This is a genomic window from Malikia granosa, from assembly GCF_002980595.1.
Lineage (GTDB): Bacteria > Pseudomonadota > Gammaproteobacteria > Burkholderiales > Burkholderiaceae_C > Malikia > Malikia granosa.
This window is the reverse complement of sequence record NZ_PVLQ01000053.1, coordinates 1-21,469: the sequence shown is the minus strand read 5'-3', so window position 1 is coordinate 21,469 and position 21,469 is coordinate 1. Positions and strand designations below refer to the sequence as shown.

General features: G+C 68.2%; 18 protein-coding genes and 1 pseudogene. 8 read left to right on the top strand and 11 right to left on the bottom strand.

The features are described 5' to 3' along the window. Position 1: 1 nt before the first annotated feature. The 3 genes from C6P64_RS13205 to C6P64_RS13195 are packed head-to-tail and all read right to left on the bottom strand — an operon-like array spanning position 2 to position 2,611. Complete coding sequence (locus C6P64_RS13205) at positions 2 to 331, bottom strand: ArsR/SmtB family transcription factor (RefSeq protein ID WP_105749030.1); 330 nt, start codon at positions 329 to 331, stop codon at positions 2 to 4. Next, positions 328 to 1,566, bottom strand: coding sequence for an organoarsenical effux MFS transporter ArsJ (gene arsJ / locus C6P64_RS13200; RefSeq protein ID WP_105749029.1), 1,239 nt, complete (start codon positions 1,564 to 1,566; stop codon positions 328 to 330). The genes C6P64_RS13205 and arsJ overlap by 4 nt, the downstream gene beginning before the upstream one ends. Before the next feature lies 1 nt (position 1,567). Beyond that, positions 1,568 to 2,611, bottom strand: a complete 1,044-nt coding sequence (locus C6P64_RS13195; protein ID WP_105749028.1) for an ArsJ-associated glyceraldehyde-3-phosphate dehydrogenase — start codon at positions 2,609 to 2,611, stop codon at positions 1,568 to 1,570. 102 nt (positions 2,612 to 2,713) lie between these two features. Between C6P64_RS13195 and C6P64_RS13190 the strand changes: the two are divergent. The 6 genes and pseudogenes from C6P64_RS13190 to C6P64_RS13165 form a co-directional block, all read left to right on the top strand. Then, a pseudogene (locus C6P64_RS13190) lies at positions 2,714 to 2,890 on the top strand (arsenic resistance protein); the annotation flags it as partial. A 10-nt stretch (positions 2,891 to 2,900) separates the two neighbouring features. Next, entirely contained in the window at positions 2,901 to 3,269 is a 369-nt protein-coding gene (gene arsD, locus C6P64_RS13185; RefSeq protein WP_105749027.1) for an arsenite efflux transporter metallochaperone ArsD, read from the top strand. 12 nt (positions 3,270 to 3,281) lie between these two features. Then, entirely contained in the window at positions 3,282 to 5,042 is a 1,761-nt protein-coding gene (gene arsA, locus C6P64_RS13180) for an arsenical pump-driving ATPase (RefSeq protein ID WP_105749026.1), read from the top strand. Positions 5,043 to 5,148: 106 nt separating this feature from the next. Further along, positions 5,149 to 5,856 (top strand): response regulator, encoded by a 708-nt coding sequence (locus C6P64_RS13175; RefSeq protein ID WP_105749025.1) that lies wholly within the window; start codon positions 5,149 to 5,151, stop codon positions 5,854 to 5,856. After that, entirely contained in the window at positions 5,853 to 7,214 is a 1,362-nt protein-coding gene (locus C6P64_RS13170) for an ATP-binding protein (protein ID WP_245911732.1), read from the top strand. The genes C6P64_RS13175 and C6P64_RS13170 overlap by 4 nt, the downstream gene beginning before the upstream one ends. 97 nt (positions 7,215 to 7,311) lie before the next feature. Beyond that, entirely contained in the window at positions 7,312 to 8,817 is a 1,506-nt protein-coding gene (locus tag C6P64_RS13165) for a Do family serine endopeptidase (protein ID WP_105749024.1), read from the top strand. A gap of 133 nt (positions 8,818 to 8,950) precedes the next feature. Here C6P64_RS13165 and C6P64_RS13160 read toward each other — a convergent pair whose 3' ends face one another. After that, positions 8,951 to 10,366 (bottom strand): aminotransferase-like domain-containing protein, encoded by a 1,416-nt coding sequence (locus C6P64_RS13160; protein ID WP_105749023.1) that lies wholly within the window; start codon positions 10,364 to 10,366, stop codon positions 8,951 to 8,953. Between the two features lie 92 nt (positions 10,367 to 10,458). On the opposite strand from C6P64_RS13160, the gene ccoG reads away from it, so the two are divergent. Next, the gene (ccoG, locus tag C6P64_RS13155) at positions 10,459 to 11,856 is read left to right on the top strand and encodes a cytochrome c oxidase accessory protein CcoG (protein ID WP_105749022.1); all 1,398 of its coding nucleotides are present in this window, start codon (positions 10,459 to 10,461) and stop codon (positions 11,854 to 11,856) included. Positions 11,857 to 11,931: 75 nt separating this feature from the next. On the opposite strand, the gene C6P64_RS13150 is transcribed toward ccoG, so the two are convergent. From C6P64_RS13150 to C6P64_RS13120, 7 genes are all read right to left on the bottom strand, one after another. After that, a complete protein-coding gene (locus C6P64_RS13150; RefSeq protein WP_105749021.1) occupies positions 11,932 to 12,327 on the bottom strand; it encodes a YkvA family protein in 396 nt (131 codons plus the stop codon). A 163-nt stretch (positions 12,328 to 12,490) separates the two neighbouring features. Then, positions 12,491 to 13,459, bottom strand: coding sequence for a Bug family tripartite tricarboxylate transporter substrate binding protein (locus C6P64_RS13145; protein WP_105749020.1), 969 nt, complete (start codon positions 13,457 to 13,459; stop codon positions 12,491 to 12,493). A 78-nt stretch (positions 13,460 to 13,537) separates the two neighbouring features. Then, positions 13,538 to 14,632 carry a CobW family GTP-binding protein gene (locus C6P64_RS13140; protein ID WP_105749019.1) on the bottom strand — a complete coding sequence of 365 codons (1,095 nt, stop codon included), beginning with the start codon at positions 14,630 to 14,632 and terminating at the stop codon, positions 13,538 to 13,540. A gap of 12 nt (positions 14,633 to 14,644) precedes the next feature. After that, entirely contained in the window at positions 14,645 to 15,016 is a 372-nt protein-coding gene (locus C6P64_RS13135) for a hypothetical protein (RefSeq protein ID WP_105749018.1), read from the bottom strand. 96 nt (positions 15,017 to 15,112) lie between these two features. Next, on the bottom strand, positions 15,113 to 16,909 hold the full coding sequence (locus C6P64_RS13130; RefSeq protein WP_105749017.1) for a hydantoinase B/oxoprolinase family protein: 1,797 nt from the start codon (positions 16,907 to 16,909) through the stop codon (positions 15,113 to 15,115). Then, positions 16,909 to 18,984, bottom strand: coding sequence for a hydantoinase/oxoprolinase family protein (locus C6P64_RS13125; RefSeq protein ID WP_105749016.1), 2,076 nt, complete (start codon positions 18,982 to 18,984; stop codon positions 16,909 to 16,911). The genes C6P64_RS13130 and C6P64_RS13125 overlap by 1 nt, the downstream gene beginning before the upstream one ends. Before the next feature lie 30 nt (positions 18,985 to 19,014). Then, positions 19,015 to 19,869, bottom strand: coding sequence for a fumarylacetoacetate hydrolase family protein (locus tag C6P64_RS13120; protein WP_105749015.1), 855 nt, complete (start codon positions 19,867 to 19,869; stop codon positions 19,015 to 19,017). Between the two features lie 136 nt (positions 19,870 to 20,005). Here C6P64_RS13120 and C6P64_RS13115 point away from each other — a divergent pair, with 136 nt between their 5' ends. Further along, positions 20,006 to 20,938: a LysR family transcriptional regulator gene (locus C6P64_RS13115; RefSeq protein WP_105749014.1), complete on the top strand. Its 933-nt coding sequence runs from the start codon at positions 20,006 to 20,008 to the stop codon at positions 20,936 to 20,938. Positions 20,939 to 21,469: the final 531 nt, after the last annotated feature.

Genomic DNA, 21,469 nt, shown 5'->3' with positions numbered 1-21,469 from the left:
TTCAACAGGAGGTGCATTGCACGGGGAGGGGGGTAGTGAGGCAGGGCTCGCCGCCACAGCAGTTGGCAGTCAGGAAGCCGAGCAGGTCGTTCATGGCATCGACCTGCGCGCGGTAGATGATGTGGCGGCCGTCGCGCGCCTGGCTCACCAGGCCGGCGTTGAGCAGCTCCTTCATGTGGAAGGAAATCGAGGTCGGCGCGATGCCGAGCGCCTCGCCCATGCGACCGGGCGTAGCACCCTCGCGACCCGCGACCACCAGCAGGCGAAACAGGCGCAGGCGCGACTCCTGCGCCAAGGCGCCCAGCGCCTTGACCACTTCGGTATCGTTCATGCCGCCACTCCTGGCGCCTGGGCGCGGACGGTCGGCAGGCCCAGCGTCACCAGCCAGCAGATGACCAGCATCAACGCCGAGCCGACCAGCGCGTACAGCAGCCCGCCCCACTGGTACAGCAGGCCCGACAGCAGCGTGCCGATGAAGCGCCCGAGCGCATTGGCGGCGTAGTAGAAGCCGACATCCTCGGCCGCCTTCTCGCTGCCGGCATAGGCCAGGATCAGGTAGGAGTGCACCGACGAGTTGACCGCGAAGGCAAAGCCGAACAGGCCCAGGCCGCCGACCACGATCCATTCCAGGTTCGGCAGCTCGAGCGCGACCGCAGCCGCCAGCCCGATCGTCACCAGCGCGAGCAGAGCCGACCAGAGCCGTGCCGCCGGTACCTCGCGGCTCAGGCCGTCGGCGCTGCGCTTGACCAGGCTGGGCGCGGCCGCCTGCACCAGGCCATAGCCTATGGTCCAAGCCGCCAGGAAGGTACCGACGCCGGTGAAGTTCCAGCCGAGCGAATACAGGAACACCGGCAGGCCGACCACGAACCAGACATCGCGCGCGCCGAACAGCACCACGCGCGCGGCGGCCAGCGCGTTGATGCCGGCGTTCTTGGCGAACAGCTCCTTGGCCGACTTGGAGGCCTTGCTCTTGCCCATCATCGTTGGCAGCGAGGTCGCGACGCCCAGCAGCACCAGCGCGAGCAGCCCGGCCATCGCCCACAGCGAAGCCTGGAAGCCCAGCGTCTGCAGCAGCAGGCCGCCGAGGAAGAAGCCCAGGCCCTTCATCGCGTTCTTGCTGCCGGTGAACCAGGCCACCCACTTGAACAGCTGGCCGGCGCCCTGCTCCTTGGCCTGCGCCTGCGTGACCTTGATCGCCGACTTGCTCGCGGTCTTGGTCAGGTCCTTGGCCACGCCGCAGATGCCCTGCGACGCCACCACCCAGGCCACCGACATGGCGGCGGTCCAGCCCGGGTCGAGCAGCGACAGCAGCGTGAAGCCCGTGATCTGCGTCGCCAGGCCCACCGTCAGCATGCGGGTGATGCCGTAGCGGGTCGCCAGCCAGCCGCCGATCAGGTTGGCCAGGATGCCGGCCGCTTCATAGAGCAGGAACAGGAAGGCCAGCGTGACGGAGGAATAGCCCAGGCGGTAGAAGTGCAGCAGCACCAGCATCCGCAGGGCGCCATCGGTCAGCGTGAAGCCCCAGTAGGCCGCGGTGACGATGGCGTAGTGGCGCGCGGCACTCATCTCAGATGCCGACCTGTTCCATGTGGCAGGCCAGGTCGACCATGCGGCAGGCGTAGCCCATCTCGTTGTCGTACCAGGCGTAGACCTTGAGCAGGGTGCCGTCGGTGACCAGGGTCGAGAGCGCATCGACGATAGCACTGCGCGTGTCGCGCGCATAGTCGGCGCTGACCAGCGGCTTGACCTCGTAGCCCAGGATGCCGGCGAGCTCGCCCTCGGCGGCGGCCTTGAACAGCGCGTTGACTTCCTCGGCAGTCGTCTCGCGCTTGAGCTCGAACACGCAATCGGTCAGCGAGGCGTTGAGCACCGGCGCGCGCACCGCGTGGCCGTTGAGCTTGCCCTTGAGCTCGGGATAGATCAGCGCGATCGCGGTCGCGCTGCCGGTCGTCGTCGGCGCCAGGCTGGCCATCGCGCTGCGGGCACGGCGCAGGTCCTTGTGCGGCGCATCGACCACCAAATTGGTGTTGGTCGGGTCGTGGATGGTGGTGATCTGGCCGTGCTTGATGCCGATGTTCTCGTGGATGACCTTCACCACCGGCGCCAGGCAGTTGGTGGTGCAGGAGGCCGCTGTCACGATCCGGTCCCTGGCGGGGTCGTACTGGCCCTCGTTGATGCCGACCACGATGTTGAGCACGCCGCCGGTCTTGACCGGGGCCGCGACGATGACGCGCTTGGCGCCGCGGTCCAGGTGGCCCTGGAGGGTCTCGGGCGTCAGGAACTTGCCGGTGCATTCGAGCACCACCTCGACCCCGAGCTCGCCCCAGGGAATGTCGGCCGGATTGGCGTGGCTGCTGAACGACAGCTGGCGCTCGCCGATGCGGATGCAGTCGTCGCCCTCGGCCTCGATGTCGGCGCGCCAGCGGCCCTGCACCGTGTCGAAGGCCAGCAGGTGGGCGGTGGCGGCAGCGCCACCTTTGAGTTCGTTCAGGTGCACGACCTCGAGCCGGTTGCCAGCGCGCGGATCGTCGGACTGGCGCTCGGCCGCGCCGAGGGCGGCGCGCAGCGCCAGACGGCCGATGCGGCCCATGCCATTGATACCTACTTTCATGTCTTGACTCCAGGACGAGAGCTATAATTTGAATATTATTGAATTATTGCAGCATTTTGTGACAAGGACATGTCGATCGACCCGAATGTCCAGGGCGAGGCCATCGGGGCCTCGAACTGCTTCGAGCTGGCCGTGGCCGCCGCCATCAGTCTGTTCGGGTTCGAGTCAGGCGCTGCGCTGGCGACCGTGGTCGGCGTCCTCATCGAGGGGCCGGTCATGTTGCTGGTGGTGAAATTTGTCAACCAGTTCAAGGGCTGGCATGAGATCCGACAGGCATAAGGAGAAAGTCATGAAAAAGCTGGAAGTGTTCGACCCCGCGATGTGCTGCTCGACCGGTGTCTGCGGCGTGGACGTGGACCCGGTACTGGCGCAATTCGCCGCCGACCTCAAGTGGGTCGAAGAACATGGCGTGGCCGTGACCCGCTACAACCTGGGCCAGCAGCCGCAAGCCTTCGTGGCCAACCCAGCCGTGGTCAAGGAGATGGAAGGTGGCATGGACCGCCTGCCCATCATCGCCATCGACGGCCACATCGCCTCCACCGGCATGTACCCGTCGCGCCAGCAACTGGCGCAAAAGCTCGGTATCGCACTGACGACGGCAGAGAAGCCGCGCATCAAGCTGGGCAGTTGCTGCACGCCGGGCTCGGGCTGCTGCTGAGCGGGAGGCGCCATGGCCCTGCCCTCGATCCGGACCCGCTTCCTGTTCTTCACCGGCAAGGGCGGCGTCGGCAAGACCTCGCTGTCCTGCGCCACCGGCCTGTCCCTGGCCGAGGCCGGGAAATCGGTGCTCATCGTCAGCACCGACCCGGCCTCCAACCTCGACGAGGTGCTGGGCGTGGAGCTGGGCCAAGTACCGACACCGATACCCGGAGCCAGCGGCCTGTCCGCCCTCAACATCGACCCGGAGGCGGCGGCGCACGCCTACCGCGAGCGCATGGTGGCGCCGTATCGCGACCTGCTGCCGGCGGCGGCCATCCAGAGCATGGAGGAGCAGTTCTCGGGCGCCTGCACGGTCGAGATCGCGGCCTTCGACGAGTTCTCCAAGCTGCTGGGCGACCCGTCCGCCACCGCCGACTTCGACCATGTGATCTTCGACACCGCGCCCACCGGGCACACGCTGCGGCTGCTGACGCTGCCGTCGGCCTGGGACGAGTTCATCTCCTCGTCGACGGGCGGCGCCTCCTGCCTCGGCCCGCTGGCGGGCCTCGAGCAGCAGAAGACGCTCTATGCCGCGACCGTGGCGCGGCTGGCGGATGCCGACGCGACGACCGTCGTCTTGGTGGCGCGCGCCGACAGCGCGTCCTTGCGCGAAGCCGAGCGCACGCGCGCCGAGCTGGCCGAGCTGGGAATCCGCAACCAGACCCTGGTCGTCAACGGCCTGTTCTCGGATGCGGCTTCTGGCGACCCGATCGCGAGCGCGATGGCAACGCGCGCGGCTGATGCATTGGCCCATGTCCCGACCGGCCTGGCGCTGCTGCCGCGCACGAGCATCCCCTTCCTGCCACGCGGCACGGTCGGGCTGGACGCGCTGCGCGAGATGGCCCACCCGAAAACCCTGGCTGCGCCGACAAGCCATGAGATGCCGGCGACCGCCTTGCCTCCCGGCCTGAGCGGCCTGGTCGAGGACATCGCGGCTGCCGGGCATGGCGTCGTGATGACGATGGGCAAGGGCGGTGTCGGCAAGACTACCGTGGCGGCGGCCATTGCCGTGGCGCTGGCCCGGCAGGGCCATCGGGTCGTGCTGTCGACCACCGACCCGGCGGCGCATATCGCGGCCACCATCGACGGCGCCGTCCCGGGCCTGACAGTCACGCGCATCGACCCGGCGCAAGAGGTGCGCCAGTACACCGAGGAGGTGCTCGCCAAGGCCGGGCCGCAGCTGGACGCCGGTGGCCGCGCCATGCTGGAGGAAGACCTGCGCTCGCCGTGCACCGAGGAAATCGCGGTGTTCCGGGCCTTCGCCCGCACCGTGGACGAGGGAAAGAACGGCTTCGTCGTGCTGGACACGGCCCCGACCGGGCACACCATCCTGCTGCTCGACGCGGCCGAGGCCTATCACCGCGAAGTGATGCGGACCCAGGGCGACATGCCGGACGCGGTGCGCCAGTTGCTGCCGCGGCTGCGCGACCCCGCCTATACCCGGGTGCTCATCGTCACGCTGCCGGAAGCGACGCCGGTGCACGAGGCCGAGCGCCTGGGCCGAGACCTGGCCCGCGCCGGCATCGAGCCCCATGCCTGGGTCATCAACCAGTCGCTGCTCGCCAGCGGCACGACCCACCCCGTGCTGTGCCAGCGCGGCGGCTACGAGGTGCCGTTCATCCGCCGCGTGGCCGATGAGCTGTCGCGCCGCTGCGCGCTGATCCCGTGGCTGGCCGAGTCCCCGGTCGGCGTCGCGGGGCTGGAGCATCTGGTCTCGCGCACAGGAGGCTGATGGCTCGGTGCCGCCCTGCTCCACGGGCCCGCTAAACTCGGCCGGATGAATTCGATCCCTGGACACCCTGGTGTCTGGTTGCGCTGGGACAAGGAATGCAAGCCCCATGAGATTGCTGCTGGTGGAAGACGACCGGATGATAGGCAGCGGCCTGCGCGCCGTGCTGCAATCCGAAGGCCATGCCGTCGACTGGGTGCGCGACATCCGGGCGGCGCGCGCGGCGCTGGCGAGCGAGCGCTTCGACCTGATCCTGCTCGACCTCGGCCTGCCGGCATCCGCCGAATCGGGCCTGGTCGCGCCCGAGGTCGACGGGATCACGCTGCTGCGCGAACTGCGCGACCGTCGCGACCCGACGCCGGTGATCGTGATCACCGCGCGCGATGCACCCGAGGCCAGGATACTGGGCCTCGACAGCGGCGCCGATGACTACCTGACCAAGCCCTTCGAGGTGGCCGAACTCTCGGCCCGCATCCGTGCGGTGACGCGGCGCCATGGCGGCCATGCCCAGCCGGTGCTGTGCCACGGCGCGGTCCGGCTGGACCCGTCAACACGGCAAGTCACGCTCGACGGCCGCCCGGTGCTGCTGTCGGCGCGGGAATTCGCGGTGCTGGAAGCGCTGATGGCCAGGCCCGGCGCGGTGCTGACGCGCGCCCAGCTCGAGGACCGGCTCTACGGCTGGAGCGAGGCGGTCGAGAGCAACGCCATCAGCGTCTACATCCATCAGCTGCGCCGCAAGCTGGGCAGCGACTTCATCCAGAGCATGAGAGGGGTGGGCTATTTCCTGGCCAGCGAGCCGGCAGCGGGGCCGCAGTGATCCGTTCGCTGCGCGCGCGCCTGCTGCTGGCCCTGCTGTTCCTGCTGGCCTGCGCCGCCGTCGTCATGGGGAGCCTGGCCTACCGCAACACGCTGGAACAGGCCGAGGCCCTGTTCGACTACCAGCTGCGCCAGATGGCGCTGTCGCTGCGCGACCAGGGCGAGGTGGCTGCGCCTGGCGAACAGTTGCTCAGCGACGAGCGGCTCGACTTCGTGATCCAGATCTGGTCGCGGGACGGGCGCGTGATCTATGCCTCGCAGGCCCACGAAATGCTGCCCAACCGGGCCCAGCTCGGCTATGCCGACATCCGTGCCGGCTCACAGCTCTGGCGCACCTACAGCGTGGCTACGCCGGGACGAGTGATACAGGTGGCCCAGCCCGAGGCGGTGCGCCGCCGCATGGCGACCGACTCGGCGCTGCGCAGCGTGACGCCGCTGCTGCTGCTGGCCCCTCTGCTGGCCCTGGCTGCCTGGTGGCTGGCCATCATCACCCTGCGCCCCTTGCAGCGCATGGCCACCGAGGTCCATGCGCGCGATGCCGCCAGCCTGCAGCCGATCCCGCTCGCGGGGCTGCCAGGCGAGATCGCTCCACTGGCGCAAGCGCTCAACGACTTGCTGGATCGGCTCGCGACCGCCTGGCAGGCGCAGCGCTCCTTCGTGGCCGATGCCGCGCACGAGCTGCGCTCGCCGCTGACCGCGCTCAAGCTGCAGCTGCACCTGCTGCGCCAGGCCCACCAAGGCCCGCAGCGCGAAGCAGCGCTGGACGACTTGGCGCAGGGCATCGAGCGCGCCAGCCGGCTGGTCGAGCAGCTGCTGCTGCTGGCGCGCAACGAGCCGGACGCACCGGCGCAGGCGATGCAGGCGCTGGACCTGGACGAGCTGGTGCGACGCGAAGTCGCCAGCCTGGCTCCCATGGCCCGCGTCAAGCGCACCGATGTCGAGCTGCTCTCGAGCGGCCCGCTGGAGATGCTGGGCCATGCCCCGAGCCTGGCCTCGCTGGTGCGCAACCTGGTCGAGAACGCGATCCAGCACAGCCCGGCCGCAGCCAGGGTGCAAGTGCAGCTCGGCAGTGTCGCAGCGCCGGACGGCACCATGGCCCCGACGCTGGTGGTCGAGGACTCGGGACCCGGCATTCCGGCGCAGGAGCGGGAGCGTGCCTTCGACCGCTTCTACCGGCGCGCCGGCACGGATGTGCCCGGCAGCGGCCTGGGACTGGCGATCGTGCGCGCGGTCGCCGAGCGGCATCAGGCCCGGGTCGATCTCGATGCCTCGGCGCTGGGCGGCTTGCGCGTCACGGTGCGCTTCGGCGGGCCGACAGCCGCCCACTCGGCGTCCGACTCCTCGTCGGCCGCGCCTTAACGCTCGCTTCATGCTGGCCTAATGCCGGCATCAGCTCGCTGGCCCAACATCGATCGCGTGCGGACTGCTCCGCGTATCGAACGATGAGAGGAACCCCATGAAACAGCGTACCTTGCTGGCCGCCGGTGTCGCGGCACTGAGCATCGGCATCACAGGCGTCAGCGCCGCCTTCAGCCTGCCCCACTGGCTGGGCGGGACCGACCCGGCGGCCACGGCCCGCAGTGCCCCGTCGGCAGCGGCCGAAGCGCAAGCCAGTCTGCCGCTGGTGCCCACCCTGGATGCGCAGGGCCTGGTGCCGGACTATCGCGCCATCGTGAAGCGCTACGGTCCGGCGGTGGTCGGCGTCACGGTCTCCGGCCTGCACAAGGTGTCGGCCGACGAGCCGGCCGACTCACCCGAGCTCGATCCCTTCCTGCAGTTCTTCCGTGGCATGCCCGGCTTTCGCATGCCGGGCCGGGGCGCGCAGGCGACGCCCTTCCGCGGCCAGGGCTCGGGCTTCATCGTCGGCGCCGACGGCCTGATCCTGACCAATGCCCATGTGGTACGCGAAGCCCGCGAGGTCACGGTCCACCTGTCCGATCGGCGCGAATTCCCGGCGCGGGTGCTGGGCGCCGATCCCGTCACGGACATCGCGGTGCTGCGCATCGATGCGCAGGACCTGCCCACCGTTCGCCTCGGCGACCCGGGCCGGATCGAGGTCGGCGACCGGGTACTGGCGATCGGCGCCCCCTACGGGCTGGAACAGACCGCGACCCAGGGCATCGTCAGTGCCAAGGGGCGCTCGCTGCCCGGCGACGTGGTCGTGCCCTTCCTGCAGACCGATGCGGCAGTCAACCCCGGCAACTCGGGTGGCCCGCTGTTCAACGGCCAGGGCGAGGTGGTCGGCATCAATGCCCAGATCTACAGCGAGAGCGGCGGCTTCCAGGGGCTGAGCTTCTCGATCCCGATCGATGTCGCGCTGAAGGTCAAGGAGCAGATCGTGGCCAGCGGCAAGGCCTCGCATGCCCGGCTGGGCGTCTCGGTGCAGGACCTGAGCCAGCCGCTGGCCGAGTCGTTCGGCCTGCCAGCGCCGGACGGTGCGCTGGTGTCGCAGGTGCTGCCCGGCAGCGCGGCGGCGCGCCATGGGTTGCACGCCGGCGACGTGATCACCGAGGTCAACGGCGAGCCGGTGCTGCGCTCGGGACAGCTCTCGTCGCTGATCGGCATGTCACGCCCCGGCGAGCTGGCCCGGCTCAAGGTCTGGCGCGAGCATGGCTGGAAGACGCTGGAGGTCAAGCTCGGCGGCATGGACGAGCAGGCCGAGGCCAGCCTGGCGGGCGACAAGGCTGGCACGTCCGGGCTGCAGCTGGGACTGGCGCTGCGACCGCTCAGGAGCACCGAGCTGCGCGCGCTGGGCATCACGCAAGGCCTGCAGGTCGAGAGCGTGTCGGGGCCGGCGGCCCGTGCTGGCGTGGCCAGCGGCGACATCGTGCTGGCCGTCAATGGCCAGCCTGCCGCCTCGATCGACACGCTGCGCCAGGCGCTGGGCGCGAAGCCGAAGACGGTCGCGCTGCTGATCCTGAGGGGGCAGCAGCAGATCTTCGTGCCGGTCGCGCTGTCGTGATCTATGTCGTCGGCATTGCCGGAGCTGCGCATCACCCCGCGCGCCAAGCTGCTGCTGGTGATGCTGGGAGCCGTCGTTGCCCACGCGGTGGAGATAGGGAAACCAGCGCTGCAGGCGGCAGCTTCGACCGAACTCACTCGAAGCCGCAGAGCCCGGATGCCAGCCGGCCAATGACGGGCATGGCCGACTTCAGGCGATCGAGGTCCGGATGGCCGTAGTTCAGGCGCAGGTGATGGCTGAACCGCTGGTCGGCCGAGAACAGGTGGCCGGGCGCCACGCTGATGCCCTGCTCCAGGGCCAGCTGCTGCAGGCGCAGGGCATCGACTGCGGGCGGCAGCTCCGCCCAGAGGAAATAACCCCCCTCGGGCCGCGTCACCCGGGTGCCGGGCGGGAAATGATCGGCGATCAGCTGCAAGGCCAGCGCCTGCCGCTCGGCCAGCGTCTGCCGCATCTGGCGCAGATGGCGGTCGAAGCCACCGCTGTGCAGGAAGTCCGCCAGCGCCAACTGCGGCGGAATGGCGGTCGAGAGGGTGCTCATCAGCTTGAGGCGCTGCACCTGGCGCGCGAAGCGGCCGGCCGCCACCCAACCCACGCGATAGCCCGGCGCCAGGCTCTTGGAGAAGGAACTGCAGTGCATGACCCAGCCCTGCCGGTCGTAGGCCTTGGCCGGCAAAGGGCGGTGCAGGCCGAAGTAGAGCTCGCCATAGACATCGTCCTCGATCAGCGGCACCTGATGCCGGGCCAGCAGCTCGACCAGGGCCTGCCGGTTCTGCTGCGGCATCAGGCTACCGAGCGGGTTCTGGAAGCTGGGCATGAACCAGCAGGCCTTGACCGGATGACGCTGCAGCACCTCGGCCAGCGAGTCGAGCTCGATGCCGTGGCGCGGATGGGTCGCCACCTCGACCGCCCGCAGGTTCAGCCGCTCGAGCGCCTGCAGCGCCGCGTAGAAGGTGGGCGACTCGACCGCGACCACGTCACCAGGCGCCGTGACCGCCTGCAGGCACAGGTTGAGTGCCTCCATGGCACCGTTGGTGATCACCAGCTCCTGCGCGTCGATGCCCAGGCCCTCGACCCCGTAGCGCCGGGTGATCTGGCGCCGCAGCTGCTCGTCGCCGATGGTCAGGTATTCGGTCAGGCGCTCCGGCGCCAGGCGCCGCATCGCCGGGGTCAGGCCGCGCGCGAGCTTCTCGAGCGGAAACAGCAGCGGCGACGGAAAGGCCGAACCAAGCGGCGCCAGATCGGGGTTGCGCGTCGAGCCCAGCACCTCGAACACCAGGTCGCTGATCTCGACCACGGCCGACTGCGCGGCGGGCAGCGCGGTGCCCGGCTCGCTGCTCGGCTGGATCGCGTTGACGTAGTAGCCCGAGCGGGGGCGCGCCTGGACCAGTCCGCGCGCCTCCAGCAGGTAATAGGCCTCGAACACCGTCGAGGCGCTGATCTGGCGGCTGCGCCGCGCCTGGCGCACCGAGGGCAGGCGATCGCCCGGACGCAGCACCTGGGTTCGGATCAGGTCGGCAATCTCTTCGGCGTAGCGCTGGTACAGCTTCATGCTTGAACTGATATGGTAATTTTTCAGAAAACTGAATCTTACCGATCAGATGCAAGCGCGGCACAGTGAGGCTTTTCCGAGTCGATTGCCCCATGTCCCAGCTTTTGCCCCCACAGACCGCCCCCATCAAGATCCATGTCCGAGCCAGCCACGGACGCTTCAGCCGATGGCGCTGGGCCCTGGTCTGGCTGACCCAGCTGCTGTTCTACGGCCTGCCCTGGCTGAACTGGAACGATCGCCAGGCCGTGCTGTTCGACCTCGACGCGCGCCGCTTCTACCTGTTCGACCTGGTGCTCTATCCGCAGGACTTCATCTACCTGGCGCTGCTGCTGGTGATCTGCGCACTCGGGCTGTTCTTCGTGACGGCGGTGGCCGGGCGGGTCTGGTGCGGCTTCTCCTGTCCGCAGACGGTCTATACCGCGATCTACCTCTGGGTCGAGCGGCTGTTCGAGGGCGACCGCAGCGCCCGCATCCGGCTCGATGCCGCGCCGTGGACGGCGGCCAAGCTGGCGCGCAAGACTGGCAAGCAGGCGACCTGGATCGCGATCGGCCTCTGGACCGGCTTCACCTTCGTCGGCTACTTCACGCCGATCCAGACCCTGGGCGGACTCGTGACCCAGCTGGACACCGGGCCCTGGGAGACCTTCTGGATCGGCTTCTACGGCCTGGCCACCTACGGCAATGCCGGCTACCTGCGCGAGCAGATCTGCAAGCACATGTGCCCCTACGGCCGCTTCCAGAGCGTGATGTTCGACCGTGACACCTTGATCATCGGCTACGACAGCGCCCGCGGCGAACCCCGCGGCTCGCGCCCGCGCGGTACCGATGCCCAGGCAGCCGGCCTCGGCGACTGCATCAACTGCACGCTGTGCGTCCAGGTCTGCCCGACCGGCATCGACATCCGGGACGGCCTGCAGAGCGACTGCATCGGCTGCGCCGCCTGCATCGACGCCTGCGACGCGGTGATGGACAAGATCGAACGTCCGCGCGGCTTGATCCGCTACTCCTCGCAGACCGGACTGGAACAAGGCTGGGGCCGGGACCGGGTGCTGCAGCGGGCGCTGCGGCCGCGGGTGCTGGTCTATGGCGCCTTGCTGCTGACCATCGGCGCGGCCTTCGTGACCGGCCTGGCCCAGCGCAGCCCCTTCCGCGTCGATGTGATGCGCGACCGGGGCGTGCTGGCACGGCTGGTCGAGCAAGGCGCGGTCGAGAACGTCTATCGCCTGCAGATCATGAACAGCCAGGAAAGCGTGCAGCGCTACCGGATCGACGTCGTCGGTCCGCAAGGCCTGACGCTGGCCACCCCGCCCGGCATCGAGCTGGGACCGGTGGCCGAGCAGACCGTCACGGTAACGGCGCGCCTGGCCGGCCAGCAGGCCGCGGCGCTGGCCGGCCAGACCGTCCCGATACAGTTCGTGATCGAGCAGCTCGAGGGCGAGCAGGCAGGTCCCCAGGTGAGGGAAAAAAGCAGCTTCCTCGTGCCTCGCTGACCCGCCCCCCTGTCCCAGCCGGGACAGGCCCCCCGGCAACAGCCCAGGCCAGGCTGCAACTGGAACGCCCGCTGCTCAGCCCAGCGCCGTGGCGACCCACAGCGACAGCATCAGCGCGACGACCAGCCAGACCAGCACGATCGCCACGGCGCCGGCCCGGCTGCGCGGCTTGGCGCCCTGCTCGGCCATCCACTGCTCGGCCTGGTGACGGGATTCGGCCAGGACCTGGGGCGGCAGCAGCCGCACCGTCAGCCAAATCAGGACCGGCAGCAGGATGACGTCGTCGAGGTAGCCAAGCACCGGAATGAAGTCGGGAATGAGGTCGATCGGGCTGAGCGCGTAGGCGAGCACCAGTCCGCCCATCACCTTGGCATACCAGGGCGTCTGCGGGTGCGCGCGTGCAAACCACAAGGTCATGGCATCTCGCTTGATGCGGCGCGCCCAGGCACGCGTGGTGTCGATGAATCCCATATGGCTCTCGAGTCGGTCGGGCAGGAAGCTGCCTGAGTTTACCCAGCCTGATCGGAAATGGCATGACGGCTCCCGCCGCAGGCCATGCCGACAGCCGACAGGAAGCAGCAAGGGCCTGGGCCTGGGCCTGGGCCGGGCCCAGGCCCTCGGCCACGCCAGCCGGTCACTCGGGCTTGAAGCCCGACTCCTTCAGCAATTCGGCATTGTCAGCCAGGTACTGGGTCGCATATTTCCTGAAGTCGGCGCTCGACTCGACGACCGGCTCCAGGCCCAGTTTCTCGAGGGCGCCCGACTTGGCCAGCTCCTTGACGGCGTCGTTGGCGGCCCGGTTCAGCTGCTGCACCCTGTCGTCGGCCAATCCCTTGGGGGCCCAGATCCCGTACCAGGACTCGGCGACGAACTTCGGATAGCCACTCTCGACCGCCGTCGGTATCTGGGGCATCACCGAGCTGCGGGCAGCGGAGGTCACGATGATGGGCTTGACGCGCCCCGTCTTGGCCATCGACTGCAGCGACACGATGGAGTCGATCAGGATCTGGGTATGGCCACCCGCCACGTCGGTCAGGGCCGGCGCCGTGCCGCGGTAGGTCACCGTGGTCAGCTTCAGATTGCCCTGCTTGGCCAGCATCAAGGTGGCCAGATGGCTGGCCGCCCCCAGCGCCGGCAGGCCGGCCGACCATTTGTCGGGATTCTGCTTTGCCGCGTCCATCACGTCCTTGAGCTTGCCTTGCGGCAAGCCGGGCGAGATCACCATCAGCAAGGGCGCCTGCCCCACCCGGGCCACGAAGGAAAAGTCCGTCAGCGGATCGTAGGGCGGACTGGCCATGACCTGTCGGGCCAGCACCTGGGTCGAGGCAGAGAACAGCAGGGTCTGTCCATCGGCGGCTGCCGTCTGCACCGCCTTGCCGCCGATCGAGCCATTGGCGCCCGGTCGGTTCTCGATGATGATCGGGACATTCAGGCTGGACTGCATCTGCTTGGCGATGAGCCGGGCCGCATTGTCCACCCCGCCGCCAGCGGCAAAGGGCACGATCAGCTTGATCGGCCCGTCCGGATACTTGCCCTGCGCCATGCTGCTGGCTGTGCCCAGCAGCAGGCACATCGGGACCAGGATTCTGGTGATTGATTTCATGCTTGTCTCCTCGAAAAATACGAATAGGCGTCCGGCCCCGCCACATGCCTGGGCCTGCAAGGTCGGGGTAATCCTTCCTCAGGTATCCCGCGGCAGCGGGACCGTCACGGGCTGCTCGGGGCGTCTTCTGCGCCGCCTGGTCAGCACGTTGAGCGTTTCCTCCAGGCTGGCGACATCGATGTCGCGCGTGATGAAGACGATCCGGGTGCGCCGGTCATCGCTTGGCCAATGATCCAGCAGCTCGGGGGGATGGAAGACATGCTGGACGCCATGGATGACCGTGGGCCCCTCGGGGGAGTCCTCCAGGTTGACCAGGCCCTTGACGCGCAGCAGGTCGTCGCCGCGCATGGAAGCGACCAGGTCGAGCCAGGCAAGGAAGCCCTCCCGGGGCAGAGGCTGATCGCGCACGATCGAATGGGTCCGCACGCCATCGTCGTGAACAGCATGATGGTGCGGCGCCGGGACCGGGCGGAACGACAAGGGCTGATAGTCCGGGTCGACGATCTCGCGGACTGCACAGGGTGATCGGTCCAGCAGTCCGCGCAGCGACTCCAGCGCATCCTGATCGGCACGACTGATGCTGGCGGTCGGGTTGATGGTCCGCAGGCGCGCCAGCAGACCGTCGAGGGCAGCGCCATCGGCGAGGTCCGTCTTGGTCACCAGCAGCTCGTCGGCGACAGCGACCTGCTTGACGGACTCGCGCTGCCGGTCCAGGGTGCCCATGCCGTTGACGGCATCGACCGTGCAGGCCACGCCCGCCAGGCGCCAGCGCCTGGAGACGCGCAGGTCGCCCATCAGCGTGTGCAGGATAGGCGCCGGATCGGCCAGGCCGGTGGTCTCGAGCACGACATGGCGCAGCCGCCCCTGCCTGGCGGCCGGACTGTCGGCCAGCCGCTCGAAGGCGCCGACCAGGTCGCCGCGGATGGTGCAGCAGATGCAGCCGTTGGCGAGCAACACCATGTCCTCCTGCGCATGGTCGACCAGGTCATGGTCGAGGCCGACGGCGCCGAACTCGTTGATGACCACCGCGACGCCCTCCAGGTCGGGCAGGCGCAGCAGCCGGTTGAGCAAGGTGGTCTTGCCGCTGCCGAGAAAGCCCGTCAGCACGGTCACGGGCACCTGTGGCCCGGCATCGGCCGCATGGGGCACCAGGGCGGGAAATATCGGACTCATCGCGACCTCCTTTCAGGTCAGCCCGCCGGTGGGGCCGTGCAGGCTGGCGAAGGACTCCAGGGTCTTCTTCATGCGCGGCAGCAGCCAGTCGGCCACCTCGGGGATTGCCTCGCCCTCTTCGATCCGCGCCAGGATCAGGCGAATCGCGCGGTCCTGGCTCTCGATCGGACCGGGCTGCAGCAGGAAGTCGACCACGTCCGGACGGCCCAGGCGCTCGCTCTCGGCCCACAGGTAGTCGGCAATGTCACGCTCGAAGTCCTCCAGCGTGACGCTGATGCCTCCCATATTGCAGGAGCAGCCCAGGGCGATATGCTGGGCCGACAGGCGACTCCAGAGATCCATCAGGCGTGCGGCCTGTTCTTGCATGGTGGTCACGGCTAACATCTCGATTCCATGTCATGGGTTGAAGCGGCCGGCTGGCCTTGCCAGCAGGCGGCGGGCTGACGGCGCGGCTGACGCGCCCTGCCGCCGCTGCCTGGCTTACTGGCCGTCCCAGGCCAGCTCGTCGGCCACGCCGTCGCGCTTCGCCGTGCGCAGCGCCTCGGTGGCGGCATGGTCGAGCTGGCCGCGCTCGTCGACGACGACCTGGTAGACCTCGCGAGCCACCTCGGCACTCACGTAGCCTTCGCGCACGTCCTCGGCCACCTTGTCGAGCTCGCGCTCGAGCGGATTGCCGAAGCCGCCACCGCCGCCCGAGAGCATCTTGTAGGCATCGCCGCGCTCCAGGCGCACGTTGAAGATCTTGGCGTTCGGGTGGTCGGTCTTCCACTCGCCCTTGTGCCGCACGGCCAGGCCGTTGCCCATCGCGTCGCCACCGCCCTCCAGGCCCCAGGGCTTGCAGTGCACGCGGTCGATGCGCGTCGTCACGGTGAAGGGCGCAAGCGCCTGCACCACCATCTCGGCGCCCAGGCCGCCGCGGTACTGGCCGGCGCCACCGCTGTCCCGGCGGATCTCGTACTTCTCGACCAGCACCGGGTACTTGGCCTCGAGCTGCTCGGTCGGGCTGTTGTGGGTGTCGCCGTCGTTGATGCAGACGGTGACCGACACACCGTCCTCGCGGCTCTTGGCGCCCCAGCCGCCGCCCAGCGGCCCGATGCCGACGATGAACAGCCGGCCGTCCTCGGGCGAGATGCCGTGGATGTTGGGAAACACCAGGTCGGCATGGTGGCCGGCGATCGAGCGATCCGGAATGGCCGGTGCCAGCGCCTTGAAGATGGTGTCGATCACCGTCATCGGGAAGGTCATCCAGACCCGCATCGGGTAGGGGCGCTCGGCGCTGATCACCGTGCCCATCGGCATGATGACCTTCAGCGGCCTGAAAGACCCGTCGTTGACCGGGTAGTCGGTCGGCGTGGTCAGGCACTTGTAGGCCACCTGGGCGCAGGCGATGCCGGTGGTGAAGCCCGAGTTGTAGAAGCCGCGCACCTGCTTGCTGACATCGGACAGGTCAACGGTCATCTCGTCGCCCTGGACGATGACCTTGACCTTGATCGGGATGCGCTTGCCGATCTCGAGCCCGTCGTCGTCCATGAAGGACTCGGCCTCGTAGATGCCATCCGGGATCGACAGCGTGTTCTGGCGTGCCACCGCTTCCGACGAATCCATGATCTGGCGGATGGCGCCATTGACGGCGTCGGCGCCATAGCGCTGCAGCAGCTCGACGTAGCGGCGCTCGCCGGTCGTGATCGCCGTGATCTGCGCGCGCAGGTCGCCCAGCGCGCGCTCGGCCAGGCGCACGTTCATCGCGATGATGTCGATCAGGTCCTGGTTGACGACGCCCTCGCGCTGGTACTTCATGATCGGGATCTGGATCCCTTCGCTGAAGATGTCGGTGGTGACGTTGCCCAGCGTGCCGCCCACGTCCAGCCAGTGCGCCATGCAGCAGGTGAAGCCCTCGAGCCTGCCCTCGTGGAACACCGGCATGGTGAAGGTGAAGTGGTTCAGGTGGCTGCCGGTGGTGTAGGCATCGTTGGTGACCAGGATGTCGCCGGGCCGGATGTTCTCGTAGCCGAAATGGCGGATCTTGGCCTTGACCGTCTCGGACATGCCGCGGATGAACATCGGCAGTCCCAGACCGATCGACACCGTGTCGCCCTCCTTGGTGAACAGGCCGACCGTGAAGTCCAGCGCCTCGTAGATGATCAGGTTGTAGGCGGTGCGGGTCAGGTTGGTCTTCATCTCCTCCGTCACGGCATAGAGGCCGTTGCGGATGATCTCGACCGTGACCGGATCGACGGTGTTGCCAGCGCTGCTGGCCGGGTGGATGACGGGATTCATCAGCGGTCGCTCCCAATGGAAATTTGCAGGTTGCCAAGTTCATCAACGCACAGCTCGTCGCCGGGCTGCATGACCGTGGTGGAGGCATGCTCCTCGATCAGCGCCGGGCCGACGATCCGGTTGCCCGAGCGCAGCTGGTCGCGGAGGTAGACCGGCGTCTCGGCCCAGCCGCCGTTGCGGAAGTAGACCGGCTTGACGGCACGCAGCGCGTCCGGCTCGGGCGTGGCGCGGCCCGACTCGACGCTGTGGCGCGGCGGCTTCTTCATCGTGCCCAGCACGGTGACGCGCAGGCTCACCAGGTCGGCCGGCTCCTTGGGCGCCGAGGTGCCGTAGCGGACCTTGTGCAGTTCGTCGAACTGCTGCTTGATCGCGGAACGGTCCCTGGACTCGAAGAAGGCCAGCGGCAGGTCGACGGTGACGGCGTGCTCCTGGCCGACATAGCGCATGTCGGCCGCGCGCTCGATCACGACCCCGTCGGGCGCTATGCCAGACTGCGCGAGCGCGGCGCGCCCCTCGTCTTCCATCGACTGGTAGGCAGCCTCGATCTCCTCGAACGAGACATCGCCGAGCTTGCGGAACACCGAGCGCACATAGTCGTAGCGCAGGTCGGAGAACAGCATGCCGTAGGCCGAGAAATAGCCCGGCGCATAGGGGATCAGCACCTTGCGGATGCCGATCTCGCGCGCGATCGCCGAGGCATGGAGCGGGCCGGCACCGCCGTAGACCACCATCGTGAAGCTGCCGGCATCGAGGCCGCGCTCGGTCGTCACGGCCTTGACCGCATGCGACATCTGCGTCACCGCGATGCGCAGGATGCCATCGGCAGCTTCGGTCGGGTCGAGCCCGAGCGGCGTAGCGACGCGCTCGCGCATCTGGCGCTGGCAGCCCGCCAGATCAAGCTTGAGCTCGCCGCCGAGGAAATGCTCGGCATCCAGGCGCCCCAGCAGCAGGTTGGCGTCGGTCACGGTCGGCTCGGTGCCGCCGCGGCCGTAGGCGACCGGCCCCGGGATCGAGCCGGCGCTCTGGGGGCCGACGCGCAAGGCGTTGCCGGTCTCGACGCGGGCGATCGAGCCGCCGCCGGTACCGACCTCATGGATGTCCATCATCGGGATCTGGATCGGCAGCGCACGCTCGTAGCCGCCGATCAGCGCCGAGCCGGTGGTCAGCGGCCGGCCCTCGCTGATGACGCCGGCCTTGGCCGTCGTGCCGCCCATGTCGAAGGCGATCGCGTCGCCCATGCCGAGCTGGGCACAGATCGCCTGCGCGCCGATCACGCCAGCGGCGGGGCCGGACTCGAGCATGCGCACGCAGCCGACCTTGGCATGCTCGACCGGGAACAGGCCGCCGGTCGACTGCACGATGTAGAAGTCGCCGTCGAAGCCCTTGCTGCCGAGATGCTCCTCGAGCTGCCCCAGGTATTCGGACACCCGCGGGCCGACATAGGCATTGGCCACCGCGGTGGAGACGCGCTCGAACTCGCGGTATTCCTGCGACAGCTCGTGCGAGGCGCAGACGAAGGCGTTCGGGATCTCCTGCTGGATGATCTGCTTGACGCGCTGCTCGTGGGCCGGATTGCGGTAGGAATGCAGCAGCAGCACCGCTACCGCCTCGACGCCCTCGACCTTGAGCTCGCGCGCCAGCTCGCGCACGGCCTCCTCGTCCAGCGGCTTGTGCAGGCTGCCATCGGCACGCAGCCGTTCAGCCACCTCGAAGCGCAGCGAGCGCCTGACCAGCGGCTCGTGCTTGTTGAAGAACAGGTTGTAGGCATCGGGGCGGTTGACGCGGCCGATCTCGTAGATGTCGCGGAAACCCTCGGTGATCAGCAGGGCGGTCTTGGCGCCGTTGCGCTCGAGCAGGGTGTTGATCGCGATGGTCGACCCATGCAGGAACAGGTGGCCGTCGCGCCAGTCTATGCCGGCACTGTCGATCGTGGCCTGGATGCCCTTGACGAGCTCGCCGTGCGTGGACAGCGCCTTGCCGAACAGCAGCTTGCCACTGGCCTCGTCGAAGGCCGCCATGTCGGTGAAGGTGCCGCCGATGTCGACGGCAATTCGCAGTTGGGGTTTGTGTTCCATGGTGGTAGGTGTAGGGCTGGAGGCCATGCTTCAGGCGGCTTGCGCCACGGTGTTGCGGAGGATGCCGAGGCCGGTGATCTCGACCTCGACCAGGTCGCCGTCCTGCATGTAGAGCGGCGGATTGCGCTTGTCACCCACGCCACCGGGCGTGCCGGTGGCGATCACGTCGCCGGCAGCCAGCGGCGTGAAGCGCGAGAGATACTCGACGATCACCGGAATGGTGAAGATCAGGTCGTCCAGCGAGGCCTGCTGGACGATCTGGCCGTTGAGCCGCGTCTGCAGCGTGAGCGCGTTGACGTCGCCCACTTCATCGGCCGGCACCAGGCAGGGACCGAAGGCCCCGGTGACGGGGAAGTTCTTGCCCGGCGTCCACTGGTGGGTATGCCGCTGCCAGTCGCGCACCGTGCCGTCGTTGAAGCAGGCGTAGCCCGCGACATGGTCGAAGGCATCGGCCTGGCTGATGTGGCGTCCGCCCTTGCCGATCACGATGGCGAGCTCGCCCTCGTAATCGAAGCGATCGGAAAAGGCCGGCCGCTGCAGTGCAGCATCGGCAGCGGCCAGGCTGTCGGCGAAGCGCACGAAGATGGCCGGATGGTCGGCGTCGGGACGCTTCATCTCGGCGACATGGCTCTTGTAGTTGAGGCCGACGCAGAAGATCTTGCCCGGGTTGGGGATCACGGGCAGCAGGCGAGCCTGACCTGCCGGCACCACCGCACCCTGCGCGAGTGCGGCGGCCTTGAGCCCGGCGAGCTGGCCTGCCGCGATGACCGACTTCAGGTCTGGGAACTGTTCGCGGAAGGCGGCTGGCGCCTCCAGGTAAGACCCCTCGTCCTGCCGGACGCCGTAGGTCTGGCGCCCATCCCATTCAAAACTCAGAAAACCCATCTTGCTTCCTCTCGAATCCTGTGCCAAACACTGGAGCTGCACAGATGGAAGGCAGTCTAGGGAAGGTAAACCCATCCAGATAGAATGCAGACAGGCATCTCAGACATGCCAAAAAAGACATTTCAGGAGCCAGGCCATGAACATCAGTGACTTCCGTCTTTTCCTGGAAGTGGCCGAGATGGGCAGCTTCACCAAGGTGGCGGCGCAGCGGCACACGGTGCAGTCGCACATCAGCCGCCAGATCGCCGAGCTCGAACAGGCCTGCGGCAGCGCGCTGTTCCGGCGCACGGGCCGTGGCGTGGTGCTGACCGAATACGGCGCCGATGTCGAACGCCGGGTGCGCGCCTGGATCAAGGACACGGATGCCCTGTTCGCTGACATCACGCAGACCGCCAAGGTCCCGATGGGAGAAGTCAGGCTGGGCATCCTGCCTTCGGCCGGGCATCCGCTGATGACCCAGGTGTTCAAGCAGCTGCGCCAGGAATTCCCCCGCATCCGGCTCAATATCCGCGAGGGCCAGGGCGGCGAACTCGACGCACTGCTCGATACCGGCAGCGTCGACATGGCGATCCTGTTCCGCTACGAGCAGCCCAGGAGCCAGGACGAGGTCCTGCTCTCGACCGCCAGCACCTACCTGGTCTCGGGCCCGGACATGCCGCTGACCGATGGCGACACGGTGGAATTCAGCCAGCTCGAGAACCTGCCACTGGTGCTGCCGCGCCGGCCGGCGCACTGGCGCTCCATCCTCGATGAAGCCGCGCGCAGCCAGGGCTTCAGCCTGCAGGCGGCAGTCGAGGCCGACTCGCTGCGGGTGCAAAAGGAACTGATCGCCGACAGATACGGCCTCTATGCGCTGCTCGGCCCGTTCTCGATGGACGAGGAGCTCAGTGCAGGTCGGCTGCAGGCGGCCAAGCTGATCCAGCCGGACCTCAAGCGCTACGTGACCCTGGCCATGCCCAGGCAAGGCCAGATCACCCAGGCCTGCCGCATCGTGGCCCGGCTCATCAAGGAAACCGTCGACTGCTGGGGCGGGCGACTCAGCAAGCCCGAGGCCGGAGCCTCCTGTTGAGCCCAAGCCGATTCACCTGCGGCACCTGATCGCCTCGATGCAGCACCAGGGCAGGCGGATGACGTGGCTCGGCTCAATCGAGTTCGACTTCTTCCCGGCGGCAGCCGAGAGCCTCGCAGAGCAGGATGCCCGTTGAGCGCCCCTGGGCGCGAACAAGGGACAGTGAAGTGGGGTCAACGCGCAGCGGTGGGCCCACTTCACCTATCCTGCCCTTTGCTTTGCTGCAGTTCCTACGCCAAGGGAATGCCAAACAGCTCGATGGATGGCATCGAATGCGCCTCGGGTGAGCAGGAATGGCGTCCGACAGCGATGAAATGACAATCCGATGCGATCGCGTTGCGGTCAAGTAGTGCTGTAGTAGCGCTTCACTAGGGCCTGTTAACGCAAGTTGACAAGGCAGTGGACTTGGCTCGAAACTGTTGCGATGCAACTGACTCGCGAGCAATTCGAACAGATCGCTCCACTGCTGCCACGCCAGCGGGGCAACGTGCGGCTGGACAACTTCGAGGTGGTCAACGCCATCCTGTACGT

Coding starts and splice junctions, on each gene's coding strand:
- C6P64_RS13205 (WP_105749030.1), bottom strand. CDS start 331: ATGAACGATACCGAAGTGGTCAAGGCGCTGGGCGCCTTGGCGCAGGAG.
- arsJ (WP_105749029.1), bottom strand. CDS start 1,566: ATGAGTGCCGCGCGCCACTACGCCATCGTCACCGCGGCCTACTGGGGC.
- C6P64_RS13195 (WP_105749028.1), bottom strand. CDS start 2,611: ATGAAAGTAGGTATCAATGGCATGGGCCGCATCGGCCGTCTGGCGCTG.
- arsD (WP_105749027.1), top strand. CDS start 2,901: ATGAAAAAGCTGGAAGTGTTCGACCCCGCGATGTGCTGCTCGACCGGT.
- arsA (WP_105749026.1), top strand. CDS start 3,282: ATGGCCCTGCCCTCGATCCGGACCCGCTTCCTGTTCTTCACCGGCAAG.
- C6P64_RS13175 (WP_105749025.1), top strand. CDS start 5,149: ATGAGATTGCTGCTGGTGGAAGACGACCGGATGATAGGCAGCGGCCTG.
- C6P64_RS13165 (WP_105749024.1), top strand. CDS start 7,312: ATGAAACAGCGTACCTTGCTGGCCGCCGGTGTCGCGGCACTGAGCATC.
- C6P64_RS13160 (WP_105749023.1), bottom strand. CDS start 10,366: ATGAAGCTGTACCAGCGCTACGCCGAAGAGATTGCCGACCTGATCCGA.
- ccoG (WP_105749022.1), top strand. CDS start 10,459: ATGTCCCAGCTTTTGCCCCCACAGACCGCCCCCATCAAGATCCATGTC.
- C6P64_RS13150 (WP_105749021.1), bottom strand. CDS start 12,327: ATGGGATTCATCGACACCACGCGTGCCTGGGCGCGCCGCATCAAGCGA.
- C6P64_RS13145 (WP_105749020.1), bottom strand. CDS start 13,459: ATGAAATCAATCACCAGAATCCTGGTCCCGATGTGCCTGCTGCTGGGC.
- C6P64_RS13140 (WP_105749019.1), bottom strand. CDS start 14,632: ATGAGTCCGATATTTCCCGCCCTGGTGCCCCATGCGGCCGATGCCGGG.
- C6P64_RS13135 (WP_105749018.1), bottom strand. CDS start 15,016: ATGTTAGCCGTGACCACCATGCAAGAACAGGCCGCACGCCTGATGGAT.
- C6P64_RS13130 (WP_105749017.1), bottom strand. CDS start 16,909: ATGAATCCCGTCATCCACCCGGCCAGCAGCGCTGGCAACACCGTCGAT.
- C6P64_RS13125 (WP_105749016.1), bottom strand. CDS start 18,984: ATGGAACACAAACCCCAACTGCGAATTGCCGTCGACATCGGCGGCACC.
- C6P64_RS13120 (WP_105749015.1), bottom strand. CDS start 19,869: ATGGGTTTTCTGAGTTTTGAATGGGATGGGCGCCAGACCTACGGCGTC.
- C6P64_RS13115 (WP_105749014.1), top strand. CDS start 20,006: ATGAACATCAGTGACTTCCGTCTTTTCCTGGAAGTGGCCGAGATGGGC.